At 61.9% G+C, this 21,767-nt stretch carries 18 protein-coding genes; 12 read left to right on the top strand and 6 right to left on the bottom strand.

Annotated features, from left to right (window positions below):
- Window positions 1-18 precede the first annotated feature (18 nt).
- Window positions 19-789 (bottom strand): creatininase family protein, encoded by a 771-nt coding sequence (locus ASN89_RS00750; protein ID WP_082654334.1) that lies wholly within the window; start codon window positions 787-789, stop codon window positions 19-21.
- Window positions 790-1,065: 276 nt separating this feature from the next.
- Window positions 1,066-1,530, bottom strand: a complete 465-nt coding sequence (locus ASN89_RS00745) for an SRPBCC family protein (RefSeq protein ID WP_058048000.1) — start codon at window positions 1,528-1,530, stop codon at window positions 1,066-1,068.
- Window positions 1,531-1,721: 191 nt separating this feature from the next.
- Here ASN89_RS00745 and ASN89_RS00740 point away from each other — a divergent pair, with 191 nt between their 5' ends.
- Window positions 1,722-2,141 (top strand): hypothetical protein, encoded by a 420-nt coding sequence (locus ASN89_RS00740; protein ID WP_058047934.1) that lies wholly within the window; start codon window positions 1,722-1,724, stop codon window positions 2,139-2,141.
- 39 nt (window positions 2,142-2,180) lie between these two features.
- A complete protein-coding gene (locus ASN89_RS27990) occupies window positions 2,181-2,618 on the top strand; it encodes a GFA family protein (protein WP_082127679.1) in 438 nt (145 codons plus the stop codon).
- A gap of 23 nt (window positions 2,619-2,641) precedes the next feature.
- Here ASN89_RS27990 and ASN89_RS00735 read toward each other — a convergent pair whose 3' ends face one another.
- The 3 genes from ASN89_RS00735 to ASN89_RS00725 form a co-directional block, all read right to left on the bottom strand.
- Window positions 2,642-4,288 carry a methyl-accepting chemotaxis protein gene (locus ASN89_RS00735; protein ID WP_058047933.1) on the bottom strand — a complete coding sequence of 549 codons (1,647 nt, stop codon included), beginning with the start codon at window positions 4,286-4,288 and terminating at the stop codon, window positions 2,642-2,644.
- An 84-nt stretch (window positions 4,289-4,372) separates the two neighbouring features.
- Complete coding sequence (locus ASN89_RS00730; protein ID WP_058047932.1) at window positions 4,373-5,494, bottom strand: patatin-like phospholipase family protein; 1,122 nt, start codon at window positions 5,492-5,494, stop codon at window positions 4,373-4,375.
- A 313-nt stretch (window positions 5,495-5,807) separates the two neighbouring features.
- Complete coding sequence (locus tag ASN89_RS00725) at window positions 5,808-6,734, bottom strand: LysR family transcriptional regulator (RefSeq protein WP_058047931.1); 927 nt, start codon at window positions 6,732-6,734, stop codon at window positions 5,808-5,810.
- Between the two features lie 106 nt (window positions 6,735-6,840).
- Between ASN89_RS00725 and ASN89_RS00720 the strand changes: the two genes are divergently transcribed.
- The 10 genes from ASN89_RS00720 (at window position 6,841) to ASN89_RS00675 (ending at window position 20,752) form a co-directional block, all read left to right on the top strand.
- Complete coding sequence (locus ASN89_RS00720) at window positions 6,841-8,400, top strand: MFS transporter (RefSeq protein ID WP_058047930.1); 1,560 nt, start codon at window positions 6,841-6,843, stop codon at window positions 8,398-8,400.
- Window positions 8,401-8,624: 224 nt separating this feature from the next.
- Window positions 8,625-9,845, top strand: coding sequence for a maltoporin (locus tag ASN89_RS00715; protein ID WP_046683646.1), 1,221 nt, complete (start codon window positions 8,625-8,627; stop codon window positions 9,843-9,845).
- A gap of 390 nt (window positions 9,846-10,235) precedes the next feature.
- Window positions 10,236-11,246, top strand: coding sequence for a substrate-binding domain-containing protein (locus tag ASN89_RS00710; protein WP_058047929.1), 1,011 nt, complete (start codon window positions 10,236-10,238; stop codon window positions 11,244-11,246).
- A 239-nt stretch (window positions 11,247-11,485) separates the two neighbouring features.
- Entirely contained in the window at window positions 11,486-13,123 is a 1,638-nt protein-coding gene (locus tag ASN89_RS00705; RefSeq protein WP_058047928.1) for an alpha-amylase family glycosyl hydrolase, read from the top strand.
- Window positions 13,124-13,207: 84 nt separating this feature from the next.
- Entirely contained in the window at window positions 13,208-14,293 is a 1,086-nt protein-coding gene (locus ASN89_RS00700; RefSeq protein ID WP_058047927.1) for an ABC transporter ATP-binding protein, read from the top strand.
- 110 nt (window positions 14,294-14,403) lie between these two features.
- Entirely contained in the window at window positions 14,404-15,624 is a 1,221-nt protein-coding gene (gene malE / locus ASN89_RS00695) for a maltose/maltodextrin ABC transporter substrate-binding protein MalE (protein WP_058047926.1), read from the top strand.
- A 162-nt stretch (window positions 15,625-15,786) separates the two neighbouring features.
- Window positions 15,787-17,298, top strand: coding sequence for a maltose ABC transporter permease MalF (gene malF, locus ASN89_RS28500; RefSeq protein WP_152988392.1), 1,512 nt, complete (start codon window positions 15,787-15,789; stop codon window positions 17,296-17,298).
- A 9-nt stretch (window positions 17,299-17,307) separates the two neighbouring features.
- Window positions 17,308-18,198, top strand: a complete 891-nt coding sequence (gene malG, locus ASN89_RS28495) for a maltose ABC transporter permease MalG (RefSeq protein WP_058047925.1) — start codon at window positions 17,308-17,310, stop codon at window positions 18,196-18,198.
- A complete protein-coding gene (locus tag ASN89_RS00680) occupies window positions 18,156-19,835 on the top strand; it encodes an alpha-amylase family glycosyl hydrolase (protein ID WP_235501816.1) in 1,680 nt (559 codons plus the stop codon). Before malG ends, ASN89_RS00680 begins: the two co-directional genes overlap by 43 nt.
- Window positions 19,832-20,752: a carbohydrate kinase family protein gene (locus ASN89_RS00675; RefSeq protein ID WP_058047923.1), complete on the top strand. Its 921-nt coding sequence runs from the start codon at window positions 19,832-19,834 to the stop codon at window positions 20,750-20,752. The genes ASN89_RS00680 and ASN89_RS00675 overlap by 4 nt, the downstream gene beginning before the upstream one ends.
- A gap of 34 nt (window positions 20,753-20,786) precedes the next feature.
- Here ASN89_RS00675 and ASN89_RS27980 read toward each other — a convergent pair whose 3' ends face one another.
- Entirely contained in the window at window positions 20,787-21,728 is a 942-nt protein-coding gene (locus ASN89_RS27980) for an HNH endonuclease (RefSeq protein ID WP_152988391.1), read from the bottom strand.
- Window positions 21,729-21,767: the final 39 nt, after the last annotated feature.

Below are 21,767 nucleotides of genomic sequence, written 5' to 3'. Positions count from 1 at the left end.
TCAGCACTTCCAGCGGAATTATTTGGTACGTTGCAGCAACTGCTTGATGGCGGCCACCGACGTGTCCACCTGCAGCTTGATACCGATCTGGCCGAGCTCCGCCGTGGCGCGCGTCGCGTCGCCGCGCACGCCGTCCGCCACACCGGGCTTCGGCCCGTGGGCCATGGCCTCGCTGCGCACCAGCGACGGATCCGTCGCCAGCATCAGCGCCGCGTCCGCCAAACCCGCGTGCAGCCCGATCTCGGCGCTGCTGTGGCCACGCTTTTGCAGTTCGGCAATATATGCCGCCTGCGTGACGTCATAGTAGTCGAGCAAGGCGTAAGCGCGCGCATCCTTGGCGGTGGCAGCCTTGCCCCAGGCTCGGTTCAGCTTGCTGGCAACGTTCTGCTCGTTCTTTTGATAGCCGCCATGGTCGCCAAGGAAGATGATGTCGCGAAAACCATGCTGGCGCAGACTGGCGGCCGCGCCTTCCAGCACGGCTTCGAAGGCGGCGGGCGGTATCGAAATCGTGCCGGCGAAGCGCATGTGGCCGGCCGGCGGAGCAATCGCGCCTTCCGGCACGTACGAAACGACGGGCGCGACGATGGCATTGCCCAGCTTTTGCGCAATCTGCCGCGCCAGCAGCCCGGCGCGCACATTGTGCTTGCCCAGCGCGATATACGGCCCGCTCTGCTCGACGCCGCCTATCGGCACGAGCACGGTCGTGGCGCCGTGGTCGATACGGCTGCGCAACTCGGTGCTCGTCAGTTCTTCCAGCATGACGCTGCTGCTGGCGGGCGCAGCCGCCATGGCGGACGTCGCTGGAATCAGGCAGAACAGGGTCAGTGCAAACAGGGAACCGAGTGGCTGGGACCGATTGGATGGCGCGCAAGGCGCAAGAAGTACATTCGGCAGGGGGAACTGCAGAGTCATAAGCAAACATCTTTCCGAGGTCAAAGCGTGACGCCGTGCCCGGCATTGCCAGGCAAGCTGGCTGCCACGCAAGAATTGTATTCCATCATGAGGGGAACGGCACGTTAATTTGACGCGGCAGTTTGCAAGGAATTGACGAGGAGAAACTATCCATCAGGCGGTCGTCGCGTTAGCCCTTCCCGCCTCGCCATCATGGAGCGTTTCGTTGCGCTTCTCGGCATAGGCCTTGAGCGAGCGCATCGTCTTGGGAAGCCCGTCCCGGACTTGCCTGGCAACGCCTGGCCCGAACAAAAAGGCAAGCGCTCCAGTAAACCACACGCGGTGAACGACTTCCGATCCGCCATCTGCGGCAACCACCGTGTGCTCGAAATGGATGCGGAACAAAGGGATGTAGCCTTCGACGGTGAACGAGCGGCCCGCGGAGCGCTCCGTGACGAGCATCGGAATGCCCATCCCCTTGCTGGGAACTATCCTGCCCTGTGTTCCCACCGCAAATGGCCCATTGAGCCGCGCTTGCTTTGTGTCCGGATCCCACTGATGCCATCGGTCAACCTCGCTCCAAATTTGATCGACGACCGTGGGCGGGACGGCAATGTGGATGCTTTCTTCGATTTGCATCAGTGGGTTCTCCCAACTATTATCAATATAATTGCATTCCGGCTGTACTAGCCGGGCCATGAGGAGCGCCTTGTTTATAGCCAGGCTCAAGCGCTATGCCATTGAGCAGGCGCGCTTGACAAGGCAAGTGACCACACCTGAGCACGATGCTACCCTAGAAACGCTGCCCAGGGCACCTTGGATGTTGATAGATGATAAACGAAACACATTGGCGGGTTGAGGAGCTGAAACATCACTCGGCCGATATTGTCTGGCTTGATGCCGAGGATGCTCGCCGTGCCTATGATTTGGTGGGTCTTCATGACTCGAAGACGCATCTGGGCCTGAACGTTGACTCCGTTGACTCAATCGAGCGGCTCGCCTTCGGAGACGACGTAGCCATCGCAAGCAGCTGGTTACGCGCCCGTGTACCGGGAATTCAGCGGGTCGTCGTGGTGTTTGGCGAAGACGCATGCTTCGTCTGCAGCAGCGTGTTCCTGATCGAGAACTGGTCGGATATTTTTGTGCCGTCACGTGACGACACGATGATCTATTCGAAGGACACGCCGCTTATCCTGTTTTATTGCCATGAGAATCAATTCGAGCTGGGGCAGCGGATTGTCTTTGATTAAAGGCCGTGTTCGGCCAGAAGCCGCCATTGAAAGGAAAAAATGAAAAGCACTGATGGAAAGTTACGAGGTTCATGCCATTGTGGATCTGTACGATTTCAAGTTCGACTTAGCGACGGGCTCAAGACAGCACGGCGCTGCAACTGCTCCTATTGCCGCATGCGCGGTGCGATAGCGGTTTCTGCGGCGCTTCAGGATATAGAGATCACTTCTGGAGAGGAATTGCTCACCCTCTATCAGTTTCACACCATGCAAGCGAAGCACTATTTCTGCTCAAAATGCGGGATATACACACATCACCAACGCCGGTCAAAACCCGATCAATTCGGGATCAATGTGGCCTGCCTGGAAGGAATCAGTCCGTTTGACTTTGAAGAGGTAGCAGTCAACGAAGGCCGACTCCATCCAAAAGATAAAATTGCTGGAGGCGGACCTGACATCGCTGGATACCTACGCTTTTTTCCTAATACCGCCCATTAAATGAACCGGGGCGGTCAAAAGATTTAACCGCGAGCACTACGGCCCGGCAGCGCCAGGCGCCGGCTGGCGGCGGCTGCTGCCGGAGCCGGCAAGCCGCCCGCCACTTTCAACGGTTTCCCTTGCGCATCGCCGCTCAAGCGAAACACCGCCACCACGTCGACCAGCTCGATGGCGCGGTCTTGCAGCGAGGATGCTGCCGCGGCCGCCTCTTCCACCAGGGCCGCGTTTTGCTGGGTGACCTGGTCCATTTGCGAAATGGCCTGGTTGACCTGCTCGATGCCGGCGCTTTGCTCGTGGCTGGCGTTGGCGATGTCGCCCATGATGTCCGTCACGCGGCGGATGCTGGCGACAATTTCTTCCATCGTCGCGCCCGCCTGATCGACCAGCGCGCTGCCTGTGTTGACTTTATCCACGGAATCCTCGATCAAGCCCTTGATTTCCTTGGCGGCCGCCGCCGAGCGCTGCGCCAGGCTGCGCACTTCGGTGGCCACCACGGCGAAGCCACGGCCCTGCTCGCCCGCGCGGGCCGCTTCCACTGCCGCATTCAGCGCCAGAATATTGGTTTGGAAGGCAATGCCGTCGATCACGCCGATAATGTCGGCGATCTTCTTCGCCGATTCGTTGATCGAGCCCATCGTGCCCACCACTTGCGCCACCACGGCGCCGCCCTTGCGGGCCACGTCCGAGGCGGACACGGCCAAGGAATTCGCCTGGCGCGCATTGTCCGTATTCTGGCGCACGGCCGAGGTCAGCTCTTCCAGGCTGGACGCCGTTTCTTCCAGCGATGACGCCTGCTGCTCCGTGCGCACGGACAAGTCCGCGTTGCCGGCGGAAATCTGCGCGGCCGCCACGCTGACCGTATCGGCCGAGGCGCGCACGGTGGCGATCACGCCGACGATGCGCTCGAGGAATTTATTGAAGGCCGTGGCCGTACGGCCCACTTCATCCATGCGCTCGACGGGCATGGCGGCGGACAGGTCCAGCGAAGCGCTGACACGCTCCAGGGTATGTTCGATATTGCCCAGGCCGCCGCTGATGGTGCGGTAGATATGCCAGGCCAGCGCGCCCGTCAGCAGCACGGCCACGCCGAGCACGGCCAGCATGGTGTTGAACGCCGTATCGTAGGCGGCCAGGCTTTCCGCCTTCACATCGTCGACCAGCTTGTTGTTGTAAGCGATATGGTCATCCATGCTCTTTTTCGCGGCGGCGGCCGTGATGGCCAGCGGCGTGCCGGCCAGCAAGGTGGCGCGCACGCCGTCCATGTCGCCCGCGTAGGCGGCGGCAAAGAATGGCGCCAGCGCGCGGCGGTAGGCTTCCATGGCGGCCTGGTCGGCGTCGAGCATCTTGCTGTCCGTCGCGTCGTACAGGCGCTCGGCGCGGTAGGTGGCGATGACCTTGTCGAAATTCGTGTTGGCGTCGGCCACGGCCTTGTCCAGCGCCGTCTTGTCGGCCAGGTTGGAGAACACGGACAGGCGGTAGCCGGCCAGGCGCGAGTCTGCCAGGAAACCCTTGGCCGCATTCAAGCCCTGGATGCTGGGAATGATGCGGTTTTGTACGGTGTCGAAACGCTCCTGGGCGCGCTGCAGCTGGATGGCGCCGCCGGCGCCCAGCAATAGCAGGGCCAGCAAGGCGATGGTGAGGGTCAGAATTAATTGCTTGGTGATATTCATGGTGTGTCACAGTAAAAAGTAGCCTGGCAAGGCCAGGCAGGATAAATAGCTGCCGATCGGGTGGCCGGGATCGCTTGCAGGCGGCTAAGCCGCCAGCGGGGAAGCCTCGGGCGCGCGGCGCAGCAAGTCGCCATGCTGGCGGCAAAACGCCAGGCCCGCCTTGTGGCCCACGTCGAACAGCAGCTGCATGTTCGAGCTGGACCAGTCCAGGGTGTCGGGCCAGTGCTGCTCGGGAATGCCGCCCATCAAGTCGAGCTTGAGCAAGCTCCGTTTGGGCTGGCCCGTGCTTCTATCCGTGTTGTGCTCGAGCTCAAACAGGCGCAGTTCGCTCTTGGAAATTTTCACCAGCGGCGTGATGATGGAGCGCACCCAGGCGTCATACAGGTTGCGCGGCTTGCGCAGCAGGCGCTCGTCACCGAGGATGTCGAGGATGACTAAAGTATCGGCGTCATGGTGCTCGCCCTTGCCTTCGATAAACGGGTCGAAATTGAGGGTGTCGAGCGCTGCGCCTTCGATGTAGTCGTCGCCGGCGATGGTCGTCGGTGCATACAGGAAGGGAAACGACAGGGCCGCGCGCACGTGGATCGGTTCGATCTCGTGCTTGCCCCAGATTTGCATGCGATGCTCGCTGAGGTTGTAGGCATTGATGTAGAAATCGGGACGCATGCGCGCCACGCCGGAAAAATCCACGGCTTTTTCCAGGAAGGGCAAGTGCGCGCACAGGCCCAGGCTTTTCGCCGACAGGTCCGATGGCGACAGCGACGACACCATCAGCTTGCCCCAGTCCGACCAGGCCGTGGGCACGCCCGCAAACGTTTGCTGGAATGCTTGGAAAAAAGGATTGTTGGCCGGCGGCTGGAAGGCGTCGCGGAAAGTGCTCGCGTGCATGCCCGGCTTCTGGAACACCTTGTAGTTGATCGGGATCATCTTGTAGATGCTGTCGGCCACGCCCGTGTCGGCCCAGCTTTGCAAGGCCTGGCGCGGCGTGGCTTCGTGCGGCGTCGTGTAAAGCAAGCCCATCAACACGCCCGCACCCGAGGCGGAAATGACGTCGAACTCGATGCCCTCGTCGAGAAAAGCGGCCAGGGCGCCGGCGATCAAGGTGGAATTTGGTGCGCCGCCACCCAGCAGCAACCCCGTTTTGTGGGCCGGTTTCGCTGGCGCGGCTGGTGCCGGATTCGGCGGTGTCGTCGTGACTGTCTTCATGCACACTCCCTGAACGGAACGGGGTTACCATCCCTTAATTGTTGGTTACTACACGCTTATGGCGCCTATTCCTGCACATGTTCCCGCAAGCAACCAGCCGATGCAATGTTGCAGAAACAGATATGAAATTAACATAAATAAATTCCTTATGGCAATTTCTATAACGAATAACAGGTATTCAGCAAGGCCATAAGTTGGTGCCGTGCGGCATGGCGTGATGCAGCGCAGCAAATATAAATTCGGCGGCATTAGGATTAATCGCTCTGGGGTAGGAATATTCCCCAAGCAGCCGCCAGCGCGGCGGCCAGAGGCATCAAGGGTGTGGCGCGGGGTCCGGAGGGGACGAGGAGAAATGCAGGTGGGTACACAAATGGTCAACAAAGACGCGAATTTTCGGCGACAGGTGGCGGCTTGACGGCCACAGTACCCAGAACTTACTTGAGTGCAGCAAATAGCCGGCCAGCACGGCTTGCAGTTCGCCGCGCCCGATGGCGTCGCGCACGATAAAGTCAGGCAGATAGGCAAGGCCCACGCCCTGCGTGGCGGCGCCGATCAAGGCTTCGATATTGTTGCAGGTCAAGGCGGTCGGCAAGCGCAACTCGCCGCCGCTGTCGCCCTCGGCGCGCTGCAGCGCCCATTCCTGCAACTTGCCCGTGGTGGGGAATTTGTAGCGCACGCAGGCGTGCCCTTCCAGCGCGCGCGGCGTGGCCGGCACGCCATGGCGGGCGAAATACGCGGGCGAGCCGACGATGGCAAAGGCAAACGGCCCCAGTTCGCGCGCCATCAGCCGCGAATCCGTCAAGGTGCCGCTGCGCACGGCCACATCCACGCCTTCGGCCACCACATCGACGAGGCGGTCGTTGAAATCGAGGTCCAGCTCGATTTCCGGGTACAGCCGCGTAAATTCCGCCAACAGGGGCAGGATAATGCGGTAGCCGATCACGGGCAGGCTCACGCGCAGCTTGCCACGCGGCGCCTCGGCCAGGTGCGACAGTTCGGCCTCGGCATCGCCGAGGTCGGCCAGGATGCGCTGGCAGCGCTCGTAGAACAGCGCGCCCTCGTTGCTGAGGCTGATGCGCCGCGTGCTGCGGTTGAGCAGGCGCACGCCCAGCTTTTCTTCCAGCCGCGCCACGCTCTTGCCCACGGCCGAGGCCGACACGCCGAGCAGCCGGCCTGCCGCCACATAGCTGGAAGTTTCCGCCGCGCGCACGAAGGCGGCAATGCCGTTCAGATTATCCATGTAACCTCATTGGGGAATATTTGTCCGTTATGAGTGGATTTTTAGCCACTTTTTCATTGATTGCGTCCATATTATCATCGGATTCCCTCTTTCTGGAATCATTCCCATGGATACGACTCTTCCCGCGCAAGCCCCGGAACCAGCGGCCGCCCGGCGCGCCTTCGTGCTGGCCGCCGTCTGCCTGGCCGCGCTCTGCATGCCGCTCAGTTTTACGGGGCCGGCCATCGCCATTCCCGCCATCGCCGCCGACCTGCACGGCACGCCGCTGGCGCTGGCGTGGATCACGAACGCCTTCATGCTCAGTTTTGGCGGCTGCCTGATGGTGGCCGGCGCGCTGGCCGACCGCTATGGCCGAAAGCGCGTGTTCCTGCTGGGCTTGGGCGTGTTTTCCGCCGCCGCGCTGGCACTGGCAGCCGCGCCCGGCATTGTGTGGCTCGACGTGCTGCGCGCCGTCCAGGGCCTCGGTTGCGCCATGGCCCTGTCGAGTGGACTGGCGGCCCTGGCGCAGGAATTCGACGGCCCCGCCCGCGCGCGCGCCTTCAGCCTGATCGGCACGGCCTTCGGCACTGGCCTGGCCTTCGGTCCCTTCCTGGCTGGCACCCTGATCACGCACACGGGCTGGCGCGCCATTTTTATCGGCACGGCCGCGGCCGGTGTGGCCGCCCTGCTGGCCGCCGCGCGCGCCATGCGCGAATCGCGCGACCCGCAGGCGCAAGACATCGACTGGCCCGGCGCCCTGACGTTTACGAGCGCACTGTCCCTGTTTACCTATGGCTTGCTGCAGGCGCCCGACAGTGGCTGGGGCAGTGCCGCCAGCCTGGGACTGCTCAGTGGCGCGGCCTTGCTGCTGGCCGTTTTCATCCGCGTGGAACGGCGCGCGGCGCGGCCCATGCTGGACTTGACCCTGTTCCGCCTGCCCGCCTTTGCCGGCGTGCAATTGCTGGCCGCCGCGCCCGCATTTTCCTTTGTCGTGCTGCTGGTCTTGCTGCCGGCCCGCTTCATCGGCATCGAAGGCTACAGTGCGCTGGAGGCGGGACGCATGATGATCGCCCTGTCGGCGCCCATGCTGGTGCTGCCGGTCCTGGCCGGCATGGCGGCGCAACGCATTGCCGCCGCGCACATTTGCGCCACCGGACTGCTGCTGGCGGCGGGCGGCTTGCTGTGGCTATCGACCTGCGCGCCGGGCCAGCCGCCCGCCACCTTGATCGGGCCGCTGCTGCTGATCGGCTGCGGCATCAGCCTGCCCTGGGGCTTGATGGATGGCCTGGCCATCAGCGTCGTGCCCGTCGAGCGGGCCGGCATGGCGGCCGGCATCTTCAATACGACGCGCGTGGCGGGCGAAGGCCTGGCGCTGGCCATCGTCAGCGCGCTGCTGGGTACGCTCACGATGGCGGCCTTGGGCAAGGTGCCCGGTCTCCCTCCCGAGCAGGCGGCGCTGGCGGCGCCCTTCCTGGCATTGGGCGAGCTGCGCCATACCGGTGAACTATTGCCGCAGGCCGGCGCCGCCGAACTGGCGCAAGCGTATGGCGCCGCTTTCCGCCACTTGCTGTATGTGCTGGCCAGCATTACGACGGCCTCGGCCCTGCTGATCCTGGCCTTTTTGCGTCATCCAGCTGGTGCAGCAACGGACACGACCACCCTGCCCGCCTGCAAGGCGCAGCAATAAGTCACGACCATCACCGTTCCTCCTGCCGTACACGGCGGCGCCCACGCGCCGCCGCCCGCCCTGATGTTTCTCCGCAACACCTCAAAAGTTTCAAGGAATAAAACTAGTTTACTGATCAAAGCGCTTTGAACTATACTCAAAGCGCTTTGAACCATAACTAAAGCGCTTTGGTTGTGCGAAGTTATGCGCACCGATCCCACACCTATAAAAACACTGGAGACGCAATGAACAAACATTTCTTGAAAACTTTGCCTGCCGCCGTGGCCCTGGCCTTGAGCGCTTCGGCCGCCCAGGCCGCCCTGCCGATCGACTTCGGCGGCTACATCCGCTCGGGCTTCGGCACCAGCAGCGAAGGCGGCAAGGAAGCGTGTTTCGGCCTGGCCGGCGCCTCGTCCAAGTATCGCCTGGGCAATGAGTGCGAAACCTACGGCGAGCTGAAATTCGGCGGCGAAGCCTTCAAGGCAGCCAACGGCACCACTTTCCGCATCAACACCCTGGTGGCGTTCTCCGTCAACCAGAACCAGGACTGGGAACAATCGGACCCGTCGTGGCGTGAAATGAACGTGGTGGCCGACAAGATCGGTTCGGGCGCCTTCGCCGAAGCGCGCGCCTGGGTCGGCAAGCGCTACTACGACCGCCAGGACGTGCACATCACCGATTACTACTTCTGGAATAACAGCGGCCCGGGCGCCGGCCTGGAAAACATCGACCTGGGCGCCGCCAAGCTGGCCTACGCCATCGTGCGCACGGCCGATGACGGCGACAGCAAGCGCATGGGCCTGTCGCACGACTTGCGCTTCTCCGGCATCAAGGTCAACCCCGATGGCGAACTGACCCTGGGCCTGCAATTCAACCAGAAACGCAACGCGCAAGGCGCGGCCCCCATCGCCAGCGGCCACTTGCTGACCATCATGCATACCCAGGGCAATCTGCTGGGCGGCTTCAACAAGGTGGCACTGCAGTACGGCAAAGGCAGCGCTGCCAACACGGGCGGCTTCAGCCTGGGCGCCGGCAAGGACGACAAGGTCGTGCGCCTGACGGAACAGATCATGATCCAGCCCAAAGGCGCCTGGTCGGGCATGGGCACCTTCGTCTACGAAGACAAGGAAACGGCAGGCGTGAGCAGCAAGTGGACGTCGATCGGCGCGCGTCCCGTCTACCACTTCACGGACAACTATAGCCTGGCCGTGGAACTGGGCCACGACATCGTCAAGCCGGAAGGCGGCGAGAGCCGCAATCTCACCAAGCTGACCTTCGCGCCGCAACTGTCGGCCGGCAACAGCTTCTGGTCGCGTCCCGTGCTGCGCGCCTTCTACACCTATGCCAAATGGAACAAGGCAGCCCAGTCGGCCGCCGCTGCCGAATCGGCGCTGTCGTCGACGGGCGTGTTCGGTGGAAAAACCAACGGCAGCTCCGTCGGCTTCCAGGTCGAGTCGTGGTGGTAATCAAGAACTTTCGACAACTGACAAGACCGTAGCGAGCGGAAGGGAGTTGTGGCTGAGAAGCGGAACTGTACTTTAGTACAGTGAGCATCGCAGGCCGCAAATCGCGACGCGCAGTAGGTCTTGTCAGTTGTCATGAAAGGCAGCAGCACCGCCCGCATTTCGGGGCAGGTAGTAACCGGACCCACCATTTCGCCGCTGCACGCGATGGCCGGCAGCTTCAATGTAGTGATTCAGCAGTATCCTCTTTTAGCGCGGGCGCCCCTGGGTTTGCCCGCGTATTTTTTTGGGCGCCGCCGCCGCTTGCCATACCCCTGATCATTCCGGCATTTATCAGATAAACTACCCTGCATTGCACGGCACCGCTCCCGATCCACCCCGACTGCAGCATCCATGAACCTCAAAAATCTCGCCAAAACGCTAGGAATATCCGAAACCACCGTCAGCCGCGCCTTGAATGGCTATCCGGAAGTGAGCGAACGCACGCGCGAGCGGGTACTGGCCGCCGCGCAGGCGGCCGGCTACCGCCCCAATCCCATGGCGCGCAGCCTGGCCGTGGGGCGCACGAATATCGTCGGCATCATCTACCCGCTGATGCCGAACGACCTGGCCGACCCCATGTTCATCGACATCGTGGGCGGCATGTCGGAAGCGCTGGAAGCGCAGCAGATGGACATGATGATCGCGCCCGCCTCGGCCACCAACGAATTCCACACCTATGAACGCATGGTCAAGGGCCGCCGCATCGATGGCCTGATCGTCGGGCGCACGAAACCGTTCGACGAGCGCATCGCCTACCTGGCGCAGCAGGGCATGCCCTTCGTCGCGCATGGCCGCACGCAGCTAAACCAGCCGCATGCGTGGTTCGACTATGACAACGAGGCGGGCATGCGCCTGGCCGTCGAGCGCCTGGCGCAGCTGGGCCACCAGCGCATCGGCCTGATCAGCGCAACGCCGGACCTGAACTTCGTGCGCCAGCGCGTCGAGAGTTTCCAGCACGCCATGCAGGCGGGCGGCCTGGCCGTCGACCCGGACAACCTGGTCGACAACGCCCACGACCGCCGCGCCGGCTACCAGGCCATGCAGCGCCTGCTGGCCCGCTCGCCCCGCCCCACCGCCGTCATCGTCGACAATCACATGTCGGGCGTGGGCGCCGTGCGCGCCCTGCTCGACGCGGGCATCAGCATCGGCCGCGAGATGTCGCTGATCGTCTGGGGCGTGATGGAAGATTCCCTGGCCGGCCACAACGTCACCACCGTCGTCCAGCCCGACCCGCGCGGCGCCGGCGCGAAAATGATCAACATGCTGCTGGCCCAGATGGATGGCACGCCCGTCACCGATTTGCAGGAATTGTGGCCGTGCGAACTGTTGCCGGGGGAGTCGGCGGGACCCGTGCCGAACTAGGCGTTTTCCGCCTCCCTGCGCCGCCGGCCGCCTGGCCAGCGGTGCCATCTTGTTGTCCTGAATCACCCTCATAAAAAAATCGTATGTCTGGCGCGTGTATCGCTTTACTTTTCAAAGCGCTTTGAACTATACTCAATTCATACCCAAAGCGCTTTGAATTTTAAAATAAGACGTTCGCCTACCAACCAGCAGCGCCGCCCTGATAGCCAAGGCTACAGACAACTTTTAAGAAATCATTCATGCCGACCATCCAGAACAATCTCGCCCACCTGCCCGCCGACTGGTGGCGCAGCGCCGTCATCTACCAGGTGTACCCACGCAGCTTCCTCGACAGCAATGGCGACGGCATCGGTGACTTGCCCGGCATTACCTCCAAGCTCGATTACATCGCCGCCCTGGGCGCCGACATCGTGTGGATCTCGCCCTTCTTCACGTCGCCGATGAAAGACTTCGGCTATGACGTGGCCGATTTCTGCGACGTCGATCCCATGTTTGGTACTTTGGCCGACTTCGACCGCCTCGTGGCCCGCGCCCATGAACTGGGCTTGAAAGTGATGATCGACCAGGTGCTGTCGCACTCGTCCGACAACCATCCGTGGTTCGTGGAAAGCCGCTCCAGCCGCGACAATCCCAAGGCCGACTGGTATGTATGGGCCGACCAGAAACCGGACGGTACGGCGCCGAACAACTGGCTGTCCGTGTTCGGCGGTTCGGCCTGGCAATGGGAGCCGCGCCGCGGCCAGTATTACCTGCATGATTTCCTCGTCAGCCAGCCCGACCTGAACTTCCATAATCCTGCCGTGCAGCAGGCTCAGCTGGACAACCTGCGTTTCTGGCTCGAGCGCGGTGTCGACGGCTTCCGCTTCGATTCCTGCAACTTCCCGTATCACGACCAGCTGCTGCGCGACAATCCGCCAGCCGCGCAGCGCGACGCGAGCAGCGTGTCGGCCATCAACCCGTATGGCATGCAAGCGCACGTGTACGACAAGACGCAGCCGGAAAACATCGCCTACCTGCAGCGCGTGCGCGCCGTGCTCGATGAATACCAGGCCGTTTCCATCGGCGAAGTGGGCGACGACAATGCGCTGGCCACCATGGCGGCCTACACGGGCGCCGACAAGCTGCACATGGCCTACAGTTTCAACTTGCTGACGGCGGAGTTTTCCGCCGCCCACATCCGCAAGCAAGTGGAAGAGTTCGAAGCGCAAGTGGCCGACGGCTGGGCTTCCTGGTCCGTGGGCAACCACGACAGCGTGCGCGTCATGACGCGCTGGGGCGGCGAGAATCCGTCGCCGTCGCTGGCCAAGGTGGTGCTGGCCGTGCAGGCCGCGTTGAAAGGCACGCCGTGCCTGTACCAGGGCGACGAGCTAGCCCTGACGGAAGCGGACATTCCTTTCGAAGCGCTGCAAGACCCGTACGGCATCCCGTTCTGGCCGCAGTTCAAGGGCCGCGACGGCTGCCGCACGCCGATGCCGTGGGTGGCGGAAGCACCGCATGGCGGCTTCAGCACTACCACGCCTTGGTTGCCCGTGCCGCCCGAGCATCTGGCGCGCGCCGCTGACGTGGAAGAACACGATAGCGGCTCGGCGCTGCGCTTTGCGCAGAACATCCTCGCCTGGCGCCGCACCCTGCCGCAATTGCTGCGCGGCGACATCAGTTTCTTCGATGCGCCGGAACCCGTGCTGGCCCTGCGCCGCGACTTGCCCGGCCAACCATCGGTCCTGGCCGCCTTCAACCTGGGTACCGAAGCCGTCACCTTCGCCTGGCCAGACGCTGCGCCGGCGGCCGACCTGGCCGGTCACGGCTTGCCAGGTAATAAAGATGGCCAGCAGATCATCCTGCCCCCGCATGGCGGCTGGTTCGGCACCCTGGCGTAAATCGCAGGCTTTGGCGGCCATGCCGCCAATTACAATAACGAGCCCCGCGCATCAGCGGGGCCAAATTGAGAGAACGAGGACGACATGGCTGGACTGAAGTTAACAGGCCTGAAGAAGGCATATGGCGACGTGCAAACCTTGCACGGCATCGACCTGGAGATCGCCGATGGCGAATTCATGGTCTTCGTGGGCCCGTCGGGTTGCGGCAAATCCACCTTGCTGCGCAGCATCTGCGGCCTGGAAGAAATCAGCGGCGGCGACTTGTTCATCGGCAAGACGCGCATGAACGACGTGCCGCCCGCCAAGCGCGGCATCGCCATGGTATTCCAGAGCTACGCCCTGTACCCGCACATGAGCGTGGCGCAGAACATGGCCTTCGGCCTCAAATTGGCCGGCATGAGCAAGGTGCAAATCGCCGACGCCGTGCAGCGCGCCGCGCAGATCCTGCGCATCGAGCCTTTGCTGGAACGCAAACCGAAGGACTTGTCGGGCGGCCAGCGCCAGCGCGTGGCCATCGGCCGCGCCATCGTGCGCAAGCCCGACGTCTTCCTGTTCGACGAACCGCTGTCGAACCTGGACGCATCGCTACGCGTGCAGATGCGCATCGAACTGGCGAACTTGCACCGCGAATTGCGCTCGACCATGATTTACGTCACGCATGACCAGGTCGAAGCGATGACCCTGGCCGACCGCATCGTCGTGCTTAACGCGGGCCGCATCGAGCAGGTGGGCGCACCGCTCGAGCTGTACCACCATCCCGCCAATCTGTTCGTGGCCGGTTTCCTCGGTTCGCCCCGCATGAACTTCCTCAAAGGCAAGATCCACAGCTACGCCGACGGCGTGGCCACCATCGCCACCAACGCGGGCGGCATGCTGCAAGCCGTGTTGACGCAGCCATTGGCCAGCGGCACCCCCGTCACCGTCGGCGCGCGCCCCGAACACGTGCAGGCATGCGCGCCCGGCGCCACGGCCGCCATCACGGCCACCGTGCAGGCGGTGGAAAAACTGGGCGACATCAGCTATCTGTACGTGCACGTAGCAGGCGGCGACGAGCCGCTGGTGGTGCGCGCCGATGCGGAAACGGACTGGGCCATTGGCCAATCCGTAGCCCTGCAGGTGGCGCCCGCCCGCGTCCACGTGTTCGACGAGCATGGCCAGACCCGTACCTGACACCCGGCTTTAAGGGGCCAGGCGCTACAGGCGCCGCCTGGCCTGGTTGTATCGTTTCAGCCTTGATACTCAACATAAACTTAGCATAAAAAAAGATACTGGAGATTGACATGTCCTTCACGCACCCGAAACGCAGCTTCATCAAAACCACCCTGATCGCCGCCGCTCTGGCCGGCATCGGCAACCTGGCCGCCGTCAGCATGGCGAACGCGGCCGAAGCAGGCACCCTGCTGATCTGGATCAATGGCGACAAAGGCTACAAAGGCCTGGCCAAGGTCGGCGAGGAATTCACCAAGAAGACGGGCATCAAGGTCGTCGTCGAGCATCCGGAAGATGCGCCGAACAAATTCCAGCAAGCGGCCGCCGCCGGCAAGGGCCCGGACATCTGGATCTGGCCGCATGACCGCATCGGCACCTGGATCGACGCCGGCTTGCTGCAACCATTGACGCCAAGCAAAGAAGCGCGCGCCGCCATCCTGCCGCTGGCCTGGAACGCCTTTACGGTGAGCGGCAAGACTTGGGGCTACCCGATCTCCATCGAAGCCGTCGCCCTCGTCTACAACAAGGACCTCGTGCCGACGCCGCCAAAAACCTTCGAGGAAATCGCCGCACTGGACAAAAAATTGTCTGCGCAAGGCAAGAAAGCCATCCTGTGGGATTACACGAATACCTATTTCACGTGGCCATTGCTGGGCGCGGGCGGCGGCTTCCCGTTTGAAGTCAAGTCCGACGGCCGCTACGATGCAGCCAAGACGGGCGTGAACAATGCCGGCTCGCAGGCGGGCGTCAATGCGCTGATGACCCTGATCAACAGTGGCGCCATGCCGAAGGGCGCCGGCTACGCCGAGATGGAAGCCGGCTTCAACCAGGGCAAGATCGCCATGATGATCAACGGCCCATGGTCGTGGGACAATGCGCGCAAGTCGAAGATCAATTTCGGCGTGGCAACGATCCCTACCGTGGCAGGCAAGACGGCCACGCCATTCGTGGGCGTGCTGGGCGCGATGATTTCCAAGGCCAGCCCGAACAAGGACCTGGCCACGGAATTCCTGGAAAACCAGATGCTGCAGATCAATGGCCTGAAAACCATCAACGCCGATGTCCCGCTGGGCACGCCAGCCAACAAGGTGCTGTTCGCGGAATTGAAAGCCAATCCGAACATCCAGGCGACGATGGAAAGCGCGCAAGCGGGCCGCCCGATGCCGAACAACCCGGAAATGGGCCGCTTCTGGTCGTCGATGCAATCGGCGCTGGAAAACATCACGCAAGGCCGCCAGACGACCAAGGATGGCCTGGATGCGGCGGCGAAGCGGATTACGACGGCGAATTAATCAATATCGCGCTGCATCACGTGACTTCGCGTAGGTCGGATTAGCGCTTGCGCGTAATCCGACATGTGCAGCCAACAATGTTGTCGGATTACGGCCCTTCGGGCCTAATCCGACCTACACCACAACGCCTTCATCCAGCATCCATCTTCACAGGTATCCATCGTGCGCAAGTTTATCGGCCCTACGGTATTGACCATCAGCATGGCGCTGGGTCTGTATCTGCTCTTCATGTTGTACATTTCCGGCCAGACCATGCTGGCCGCCGTTTTCCTCGGCTTGCTGACCCTGACGACGTTCGTCTTCACGTCGCCGCGCGCCTATGCCTACCGCTATCTGTTTCCCGGCATCACGGCGGTCATCGTCTTCGTGCTGCTGCCGATGGTGTACACGGTGTCGATCGGTTTTACCAATTTCAGTTCGCGCAACCTGCTCACCTACGAGCGGGCCACGCAATATTTGCTCGACGAAACGCAGCGGGTGGAAAGCGCCGGCTATGCGATGACCGTGCATGCCGACAATAAAGAATACCGCTTGCGCCTGGAAAGCCCGGACACGGGCGAAGTGCTGCTGACGCAGCCGCTGGCCCTCAAGCGCGCCGTGCCCCTGAAGGTGGAAGTGGTGCCGCTCGATCCCGTGCAGGCGCCCGTGCTGGCCGCGCCGCTGGGCATCAAGGACATCATCGCCCTGCAAAAGGATATCAAGCTGCTCACCCTCGTGCTGCCGAACAAGATCGAGCTGCGCATGGTGGGCTTGCGCGAATTCGGCCCTGTCGCGCACGTCTACAAGCAATTGCCGGACAAGACCTTGAAGAAGATCGCCACGGGCGAACTGGTCACGCCGAACTTCAAGACGGGCTTTTATGAAATGCCGGACGGTAGCAAGCTGGAACCGGGCTTCAAGGTCAACGTGGGCTTCGCCAACTTCGTCAAGATTTTCTCCGACGAAGCGTTCCGCGGCCCCTTCCTGCGCATTTTTGTCTGGACCATCGTTTTCGCCCTGATCAGCGTGGCCACGACGACAGGCCTGGGCATGGTATTGGCTGTACTGCTGAACTGGGATGCGCTGCGCTTCCGCGGCCTGTATCGCACCCTGCTGTTCCTGCCGTACGCCGTGCCGGGCTTCATTTCCATCCTCGTCTTCAAGGGCTTGTTCAACAATAACTTTGGTGAAATCAACCTCGTGCTCGACGCCCTGTTCGGCATCAAGCCTGCCTGGTTCTCGGACACCACCCTGGCCAAGGCCATGATTTTGATCGTCAACACCTGGCTCGGCTACCCCTACATGATGGTCGTGTGCATGGGCTTGATCAAGGCGATCCCGTCGGACCTGTACGAAGCGTCGGCCCTGGCCGGCGCAGGACCGCTGACGAATTTCTTCAAGATCACGTTACCGCTGATCGTCAAGCCGCTCACGCCGCTGATGGTGGCCAGCCTCGGCTTCAACTTCAACAATTTCGTGCTGATCAGTTTGCTGACGGGCGGGCGTCCCGATTTCCTCGACACCACCTTGCCGGCCGGCACGACGGACTTGCTCGTGTCCTACACCTACCGCATCGCGTTCGAGGATTCCGGCCAGAACTTTGGCCTGGCCGCCGCCATCTCGACCCTGATCTTCTTCCTCGTGGCCGCGATTTCGCTGGTCAACATGCGCCTGACGCGCATGAACAAAGCATAAAGGACAGCCATGGCTATCGTTGTCGACCGTTCCAACCGCTGGCGCATCCTGGCGGCCCACGCCGCCGTGATCGCGCTGATCGCGCTGGTGATGTTCCCCTTCCTGATGATCTTGTCGATCTCCCTGCGGCCCGGCAATTTCGCCTCGGGCAGCCTGATACCGCCCGAGATCAGCTTCGAGCACTGGCGTTTGGCGCTGGGCATGTCTTACCAGGCGCCCAACGGCGCCCTCATCGAGCCGGACTTCCCCGTGCTGCTGTGGCTGTGGAATTCCATCAAGGTGGCCAGCATGAGCGCCACCGTGACCGTGCTGCTGTCGACCACTTGCGCGTATGCGTTCGCGCGCATGCAATTCCGCTTCAAGTCACAGACCCTGTCCGCGCTGATGCTGCTGCAGATGTTCCCCGCCGTGCTGGCCCTGGTGGCCATCTACGCCATCTTCGACGTGCTGGGCAGCTACGTGCCATGGCTGGGCATCGACCACCACGGCAGCCTGGTGCTGGCCTACACGGGCGGCATCGCCCTGCACATCTGGACCATCAAGGGCTACTACCAAACCATCCCCATCGAGATCGAGGAAGCGGCCAAGGTCGACGGCGCCACGCAGTGGCAAGCGTTCGTCTACGTGCTGCTGCCGATGACGGTGCCCATTCTGATGGTGGTGTTCCTGCTGTCGTTCATCGGCGCCATCATCGAGTACCCGATCGCTTCCGTGCTGCTGCATGAACAGAACAACCTGACCCTGGCCGTCGGCTCGAAGCTGTTCCTGTACGAGCAAAAATACCTGTGGGGCGACTTCGCCGCGGCCGCCATCTTGTCCGGCCTGCCCATCACGGCCGTGTTCCTGCTGGCGCAAAAATGGATGATCTCCGGCCTGACGGCTGGCGGCGTGAAAGGCTGACCATGCGGCGCACCCTGACTACGCTGGCCGCCCTGCTCCTGTGCGCTTCGGCGCAGGCAGGGAGCTTTGCCGAGAATCCGATTGTCTACTTCGCCGTGACAGACCGTTTCGCCAACGGCAATCCCGGCAACGACCACAGTTATGGCCGTGCCGCCGACCCGCAAGGCGGCGACGTCGGCAGCTTCCACGGCGGCGACATCGCCGGCATCACGCAGCAGCTGAAAGCCGGCTACTTCAAGGAACTGGGCGTCAACGCCCTGTGGATCACGGCGCCGTACGAGCAGATACATGGCTGGGTGGTGGGCGGCAAGCAGCAATTCCAGCACTACGCCTACCACGGCTACTGGGCGCTCGACTACACGACGATGGACGCCAACATGGGCACGCGCGAGGAACTGCGCGAAATGATCAATACGGCCCATGCGCAAGGCATCCGCGTGCTGTTCGACGTGGTGCTGAACCATCCCGGCTATGCGGACCTGCGCACCCTGGCGCAGTACAAGGTGCCCGTGCTGTGGCCGGGCCACGAAAAGGCCGTGCTGCGCGACTATCACAGCTTCATCGACTACAACAACTTCGAATTCAAGCAATGGTGGGGTCCGGACTGGGTACGCGCGGGCTTGCCCGGCTACCCCGACGGCGGCAAAGATGATTTCACGATGCAGCTGGCCTACCTGCCCGACTTCCGCACGGAGAGCGGCAAGGCCGTGGGGTTGCCGCCGATCTTGCAGCGCAAGATGGATACGCGCGCCGTGGCCCTGCCCGACACCACCGTGCGCGGCTACCTTGTCCACTGGCTGGCCGACTGGGTGCGCGAATTCGGCGTCGACGGTTTCAGGGCCGACACCGTCAAGCACGTGGAGCCGGCCAGCTGGCTGGCCCTGCGCGCGGCGGCCACCGATGCCCTGGCCGACTGGAAGGCGCGCCACCCGCAGCAGAAAATCGACGACGCACCATTCTGGATGACGGGCGAAGCGTGGGGCCATGGCCCCGAGCGCAGCAGCTGGCATGATGCGGGCTTCGACTCGATGATCAATTTCGATTTCCAGCATCGCGCGGGCGGCGACTGGAAAAGCATCGACGGCGTGTACCGCCAGTACGCGGGCTTGCTGAACAAAGCCTCGGGGCCCCCCTACGACATCCTGTCGTATATCTCGTCGCACGACACCAGCCTGTTCCCGCGCGACCGGCTGAAACATGGCTTGAGCGCCCTGCTGCTGGCGCCAGGCGGCGTGCAGCTGTTCTACGGCGATGAAAGCGCGCGCCAGCCTGGCGCGGCGCCCATCGGCGACGAACAGCAGGCGACCCGCTCCGACATGAACTGGTCGTCGCTCGATGCGGCCACCCTGGCGCATGCGCGCAAGCTGGGGCAGTTCCGGCTGCGCCACCCTGCCCTGGCGCGCGGCGAACACCGGTTCATCAACGACAAGCCATATGCGTTCGCCCGCGTGACGCAGGACGACGCCATCATCGCCGTGCCCGAAGCGCAAGGCGCGCTCCAACTCAAAGTACATGGCGTGTTCGCCGATGGTACACAACTGCGCGACGCCTACACGCATCAAACTTATATCGTCAAGGAGGGTGCCGTCGCCGTGAACGCGGCCGGCACCGTCCTGTTAGAAAAGGCAGCACCATGAGTACCTATGACATCTTAGTGGTCGGCGGCGCCGGCATCGACACCATCGTGCGCGTCCCCGACCTGCAATTGCCCGTCGCCGACTCCGTCCACGTGCCGCCCATCCGCGACTACGTGGCGCACACTGGCAATGGCGTGGCGCTCGGCTGCCACGCGCTGGGCTTGCGCTGCAAGTTCATCGACTTCATCGGCGACGATGCGCAAGGCGCGGCCATCCTGCAGCGCTACAAGGAAGCCAAACTCGATTTCTCGCACATCGTCGAACCTTCGGGCACGCGGCGCAGCGTCAACCTCGTCGACCCGCAAGGACGCCGGCTGTCGCTGTATGACGGGCGCCACCCGGAAGACGTGCGCATGCCTGCCGCCTTCTATCTGCCCTACCTGGGACCGGCCCGCCACGCACACTTTTCCATCATGGGCTGGGTGGCCGAGCTGTTTGACGATGCACTGACGTGCGGCACGACGGTATCGACCGATTTGCACGACTGGGATGGCGTCAACCCGCACCACAAAAAATTCGCACTGCGCGCCGACCTGGTGTTTCTCAGCACGGCGGCGCTGGGCCAGCGCCGGGACGACGTCATGCGCGCGATTATTTCGGAAGGCCGCGCGCAAGCCGTCATCGCGATGGCGGGCGCGGATGGCGCCTACCTGCTGGAACGGGACAGTGCCTCGGTGCGGCACTATCCGACGGCAGGCTTGACGCTGCCCGTGGTGGACACGAATGGCGCGGGCGATTCGTTCGTGGCCGCCTTCCTGCACGCCTGGCTCGATGGTGCGGGCATCGACACCGCCATGCGCCACGGCGCCATCGGTGGCGCGTTTGCCTGCGCGCAGCACGGCACGCATGAGCGGTTTATCGGCAAAGAAGATCTCTTGCACCAATACCGAAAAACACAGCAAGCAAACGCGTCCTGATGCTTTTATCGTCTATTTAACGAGTAAAACGCTGTTATTTAAAGCCAAAGAGCAGACGATGAGCAGCTAGATATGGTTTGTGTTGCGCCTGAATCGGGATAATAATAGTAGTTGAAATATTGAGGGCGCTGAGGTCCTTAGCAGTCAGTAGTGGGCTAATCATGATCTGGCCGGCATCTGTAAAACCAATCAAGCCTTTATCAAAAAGTCTGTCGACATGCGGCGAGAACAGGAATCCGTTGAAGGGGTCAAGCCTTTCACTATCATCTGAAGTCGCCCAAGGTTTCATGTGCGACGCAATCAACAGGTCGAGATTCGCAAGCCCTGTAACCGGACAAGACTTCCAAAGTTTGATCAACTCTTGCCGAAAATACCCTTGACCAATGCGTGCTTCACGTATTGTTTGTCGAGTAGTAGCTCCAACAGGTCGTTTTGCAGACGAGAAAAAATCACGACCAAGAATATCACTAGCCTCAACCACAGAAGTCTCTATTTCTCTGGACATGCTCAACAAATCCAAGCCTGCTGCATCAGGAATGCTAGCCATATACCCTTGAAATACATTCCCATTAGATTTGAAGACTGTCGGTTTCGAACCAATGTTGTAGCGCGTCTGAAATGCCTCATGTATATAGCCATCGACACTCAGGGGAGTCGGTAATGGAAAAATATCGATGCGTACTTTATTTCCATTAACACCCCACTGTCTGAAAGTTCTGGTAGATGGACGTGTAGCTGTCTCCGCATCAGCAAGTGCAACTGCAATGAATCGAATCTTACGATCCATATTGCAGAAAATAATATCCCCCGCCTTCACCAAACCAACATTGGTCCAATGATCGTACTTCCGCACTCGAATCCCCTTCGAAACATCATTGATATCGACTGGTTTTTCACCTTGCAATGGTGCCCATAAAAATCCGTTTTCAACAACTTCATCATAAGACAGGCCGATGTTAACCCAGTAAAAATTCAAAATATCTCCTTGTACGAATGAAGGATGAACCAGAAATTA

The organism is Janthinobacterium sp. Ant5-2-1 (assembly GCF_001445815.1).
In the GTDB taxonomy this organism is placed as follows: Bacteria; Pseudomonadota; Gammaproteobacteria; order Burkholderiales; family Burkholderiaceae_D; genus Janthinobacterium; species Janthinobacterium lividum_E.
Note: the sequence above shows the minus strand (reverse complement) of the source record. Positions and strands in the feature narration are given on the sequence as shown.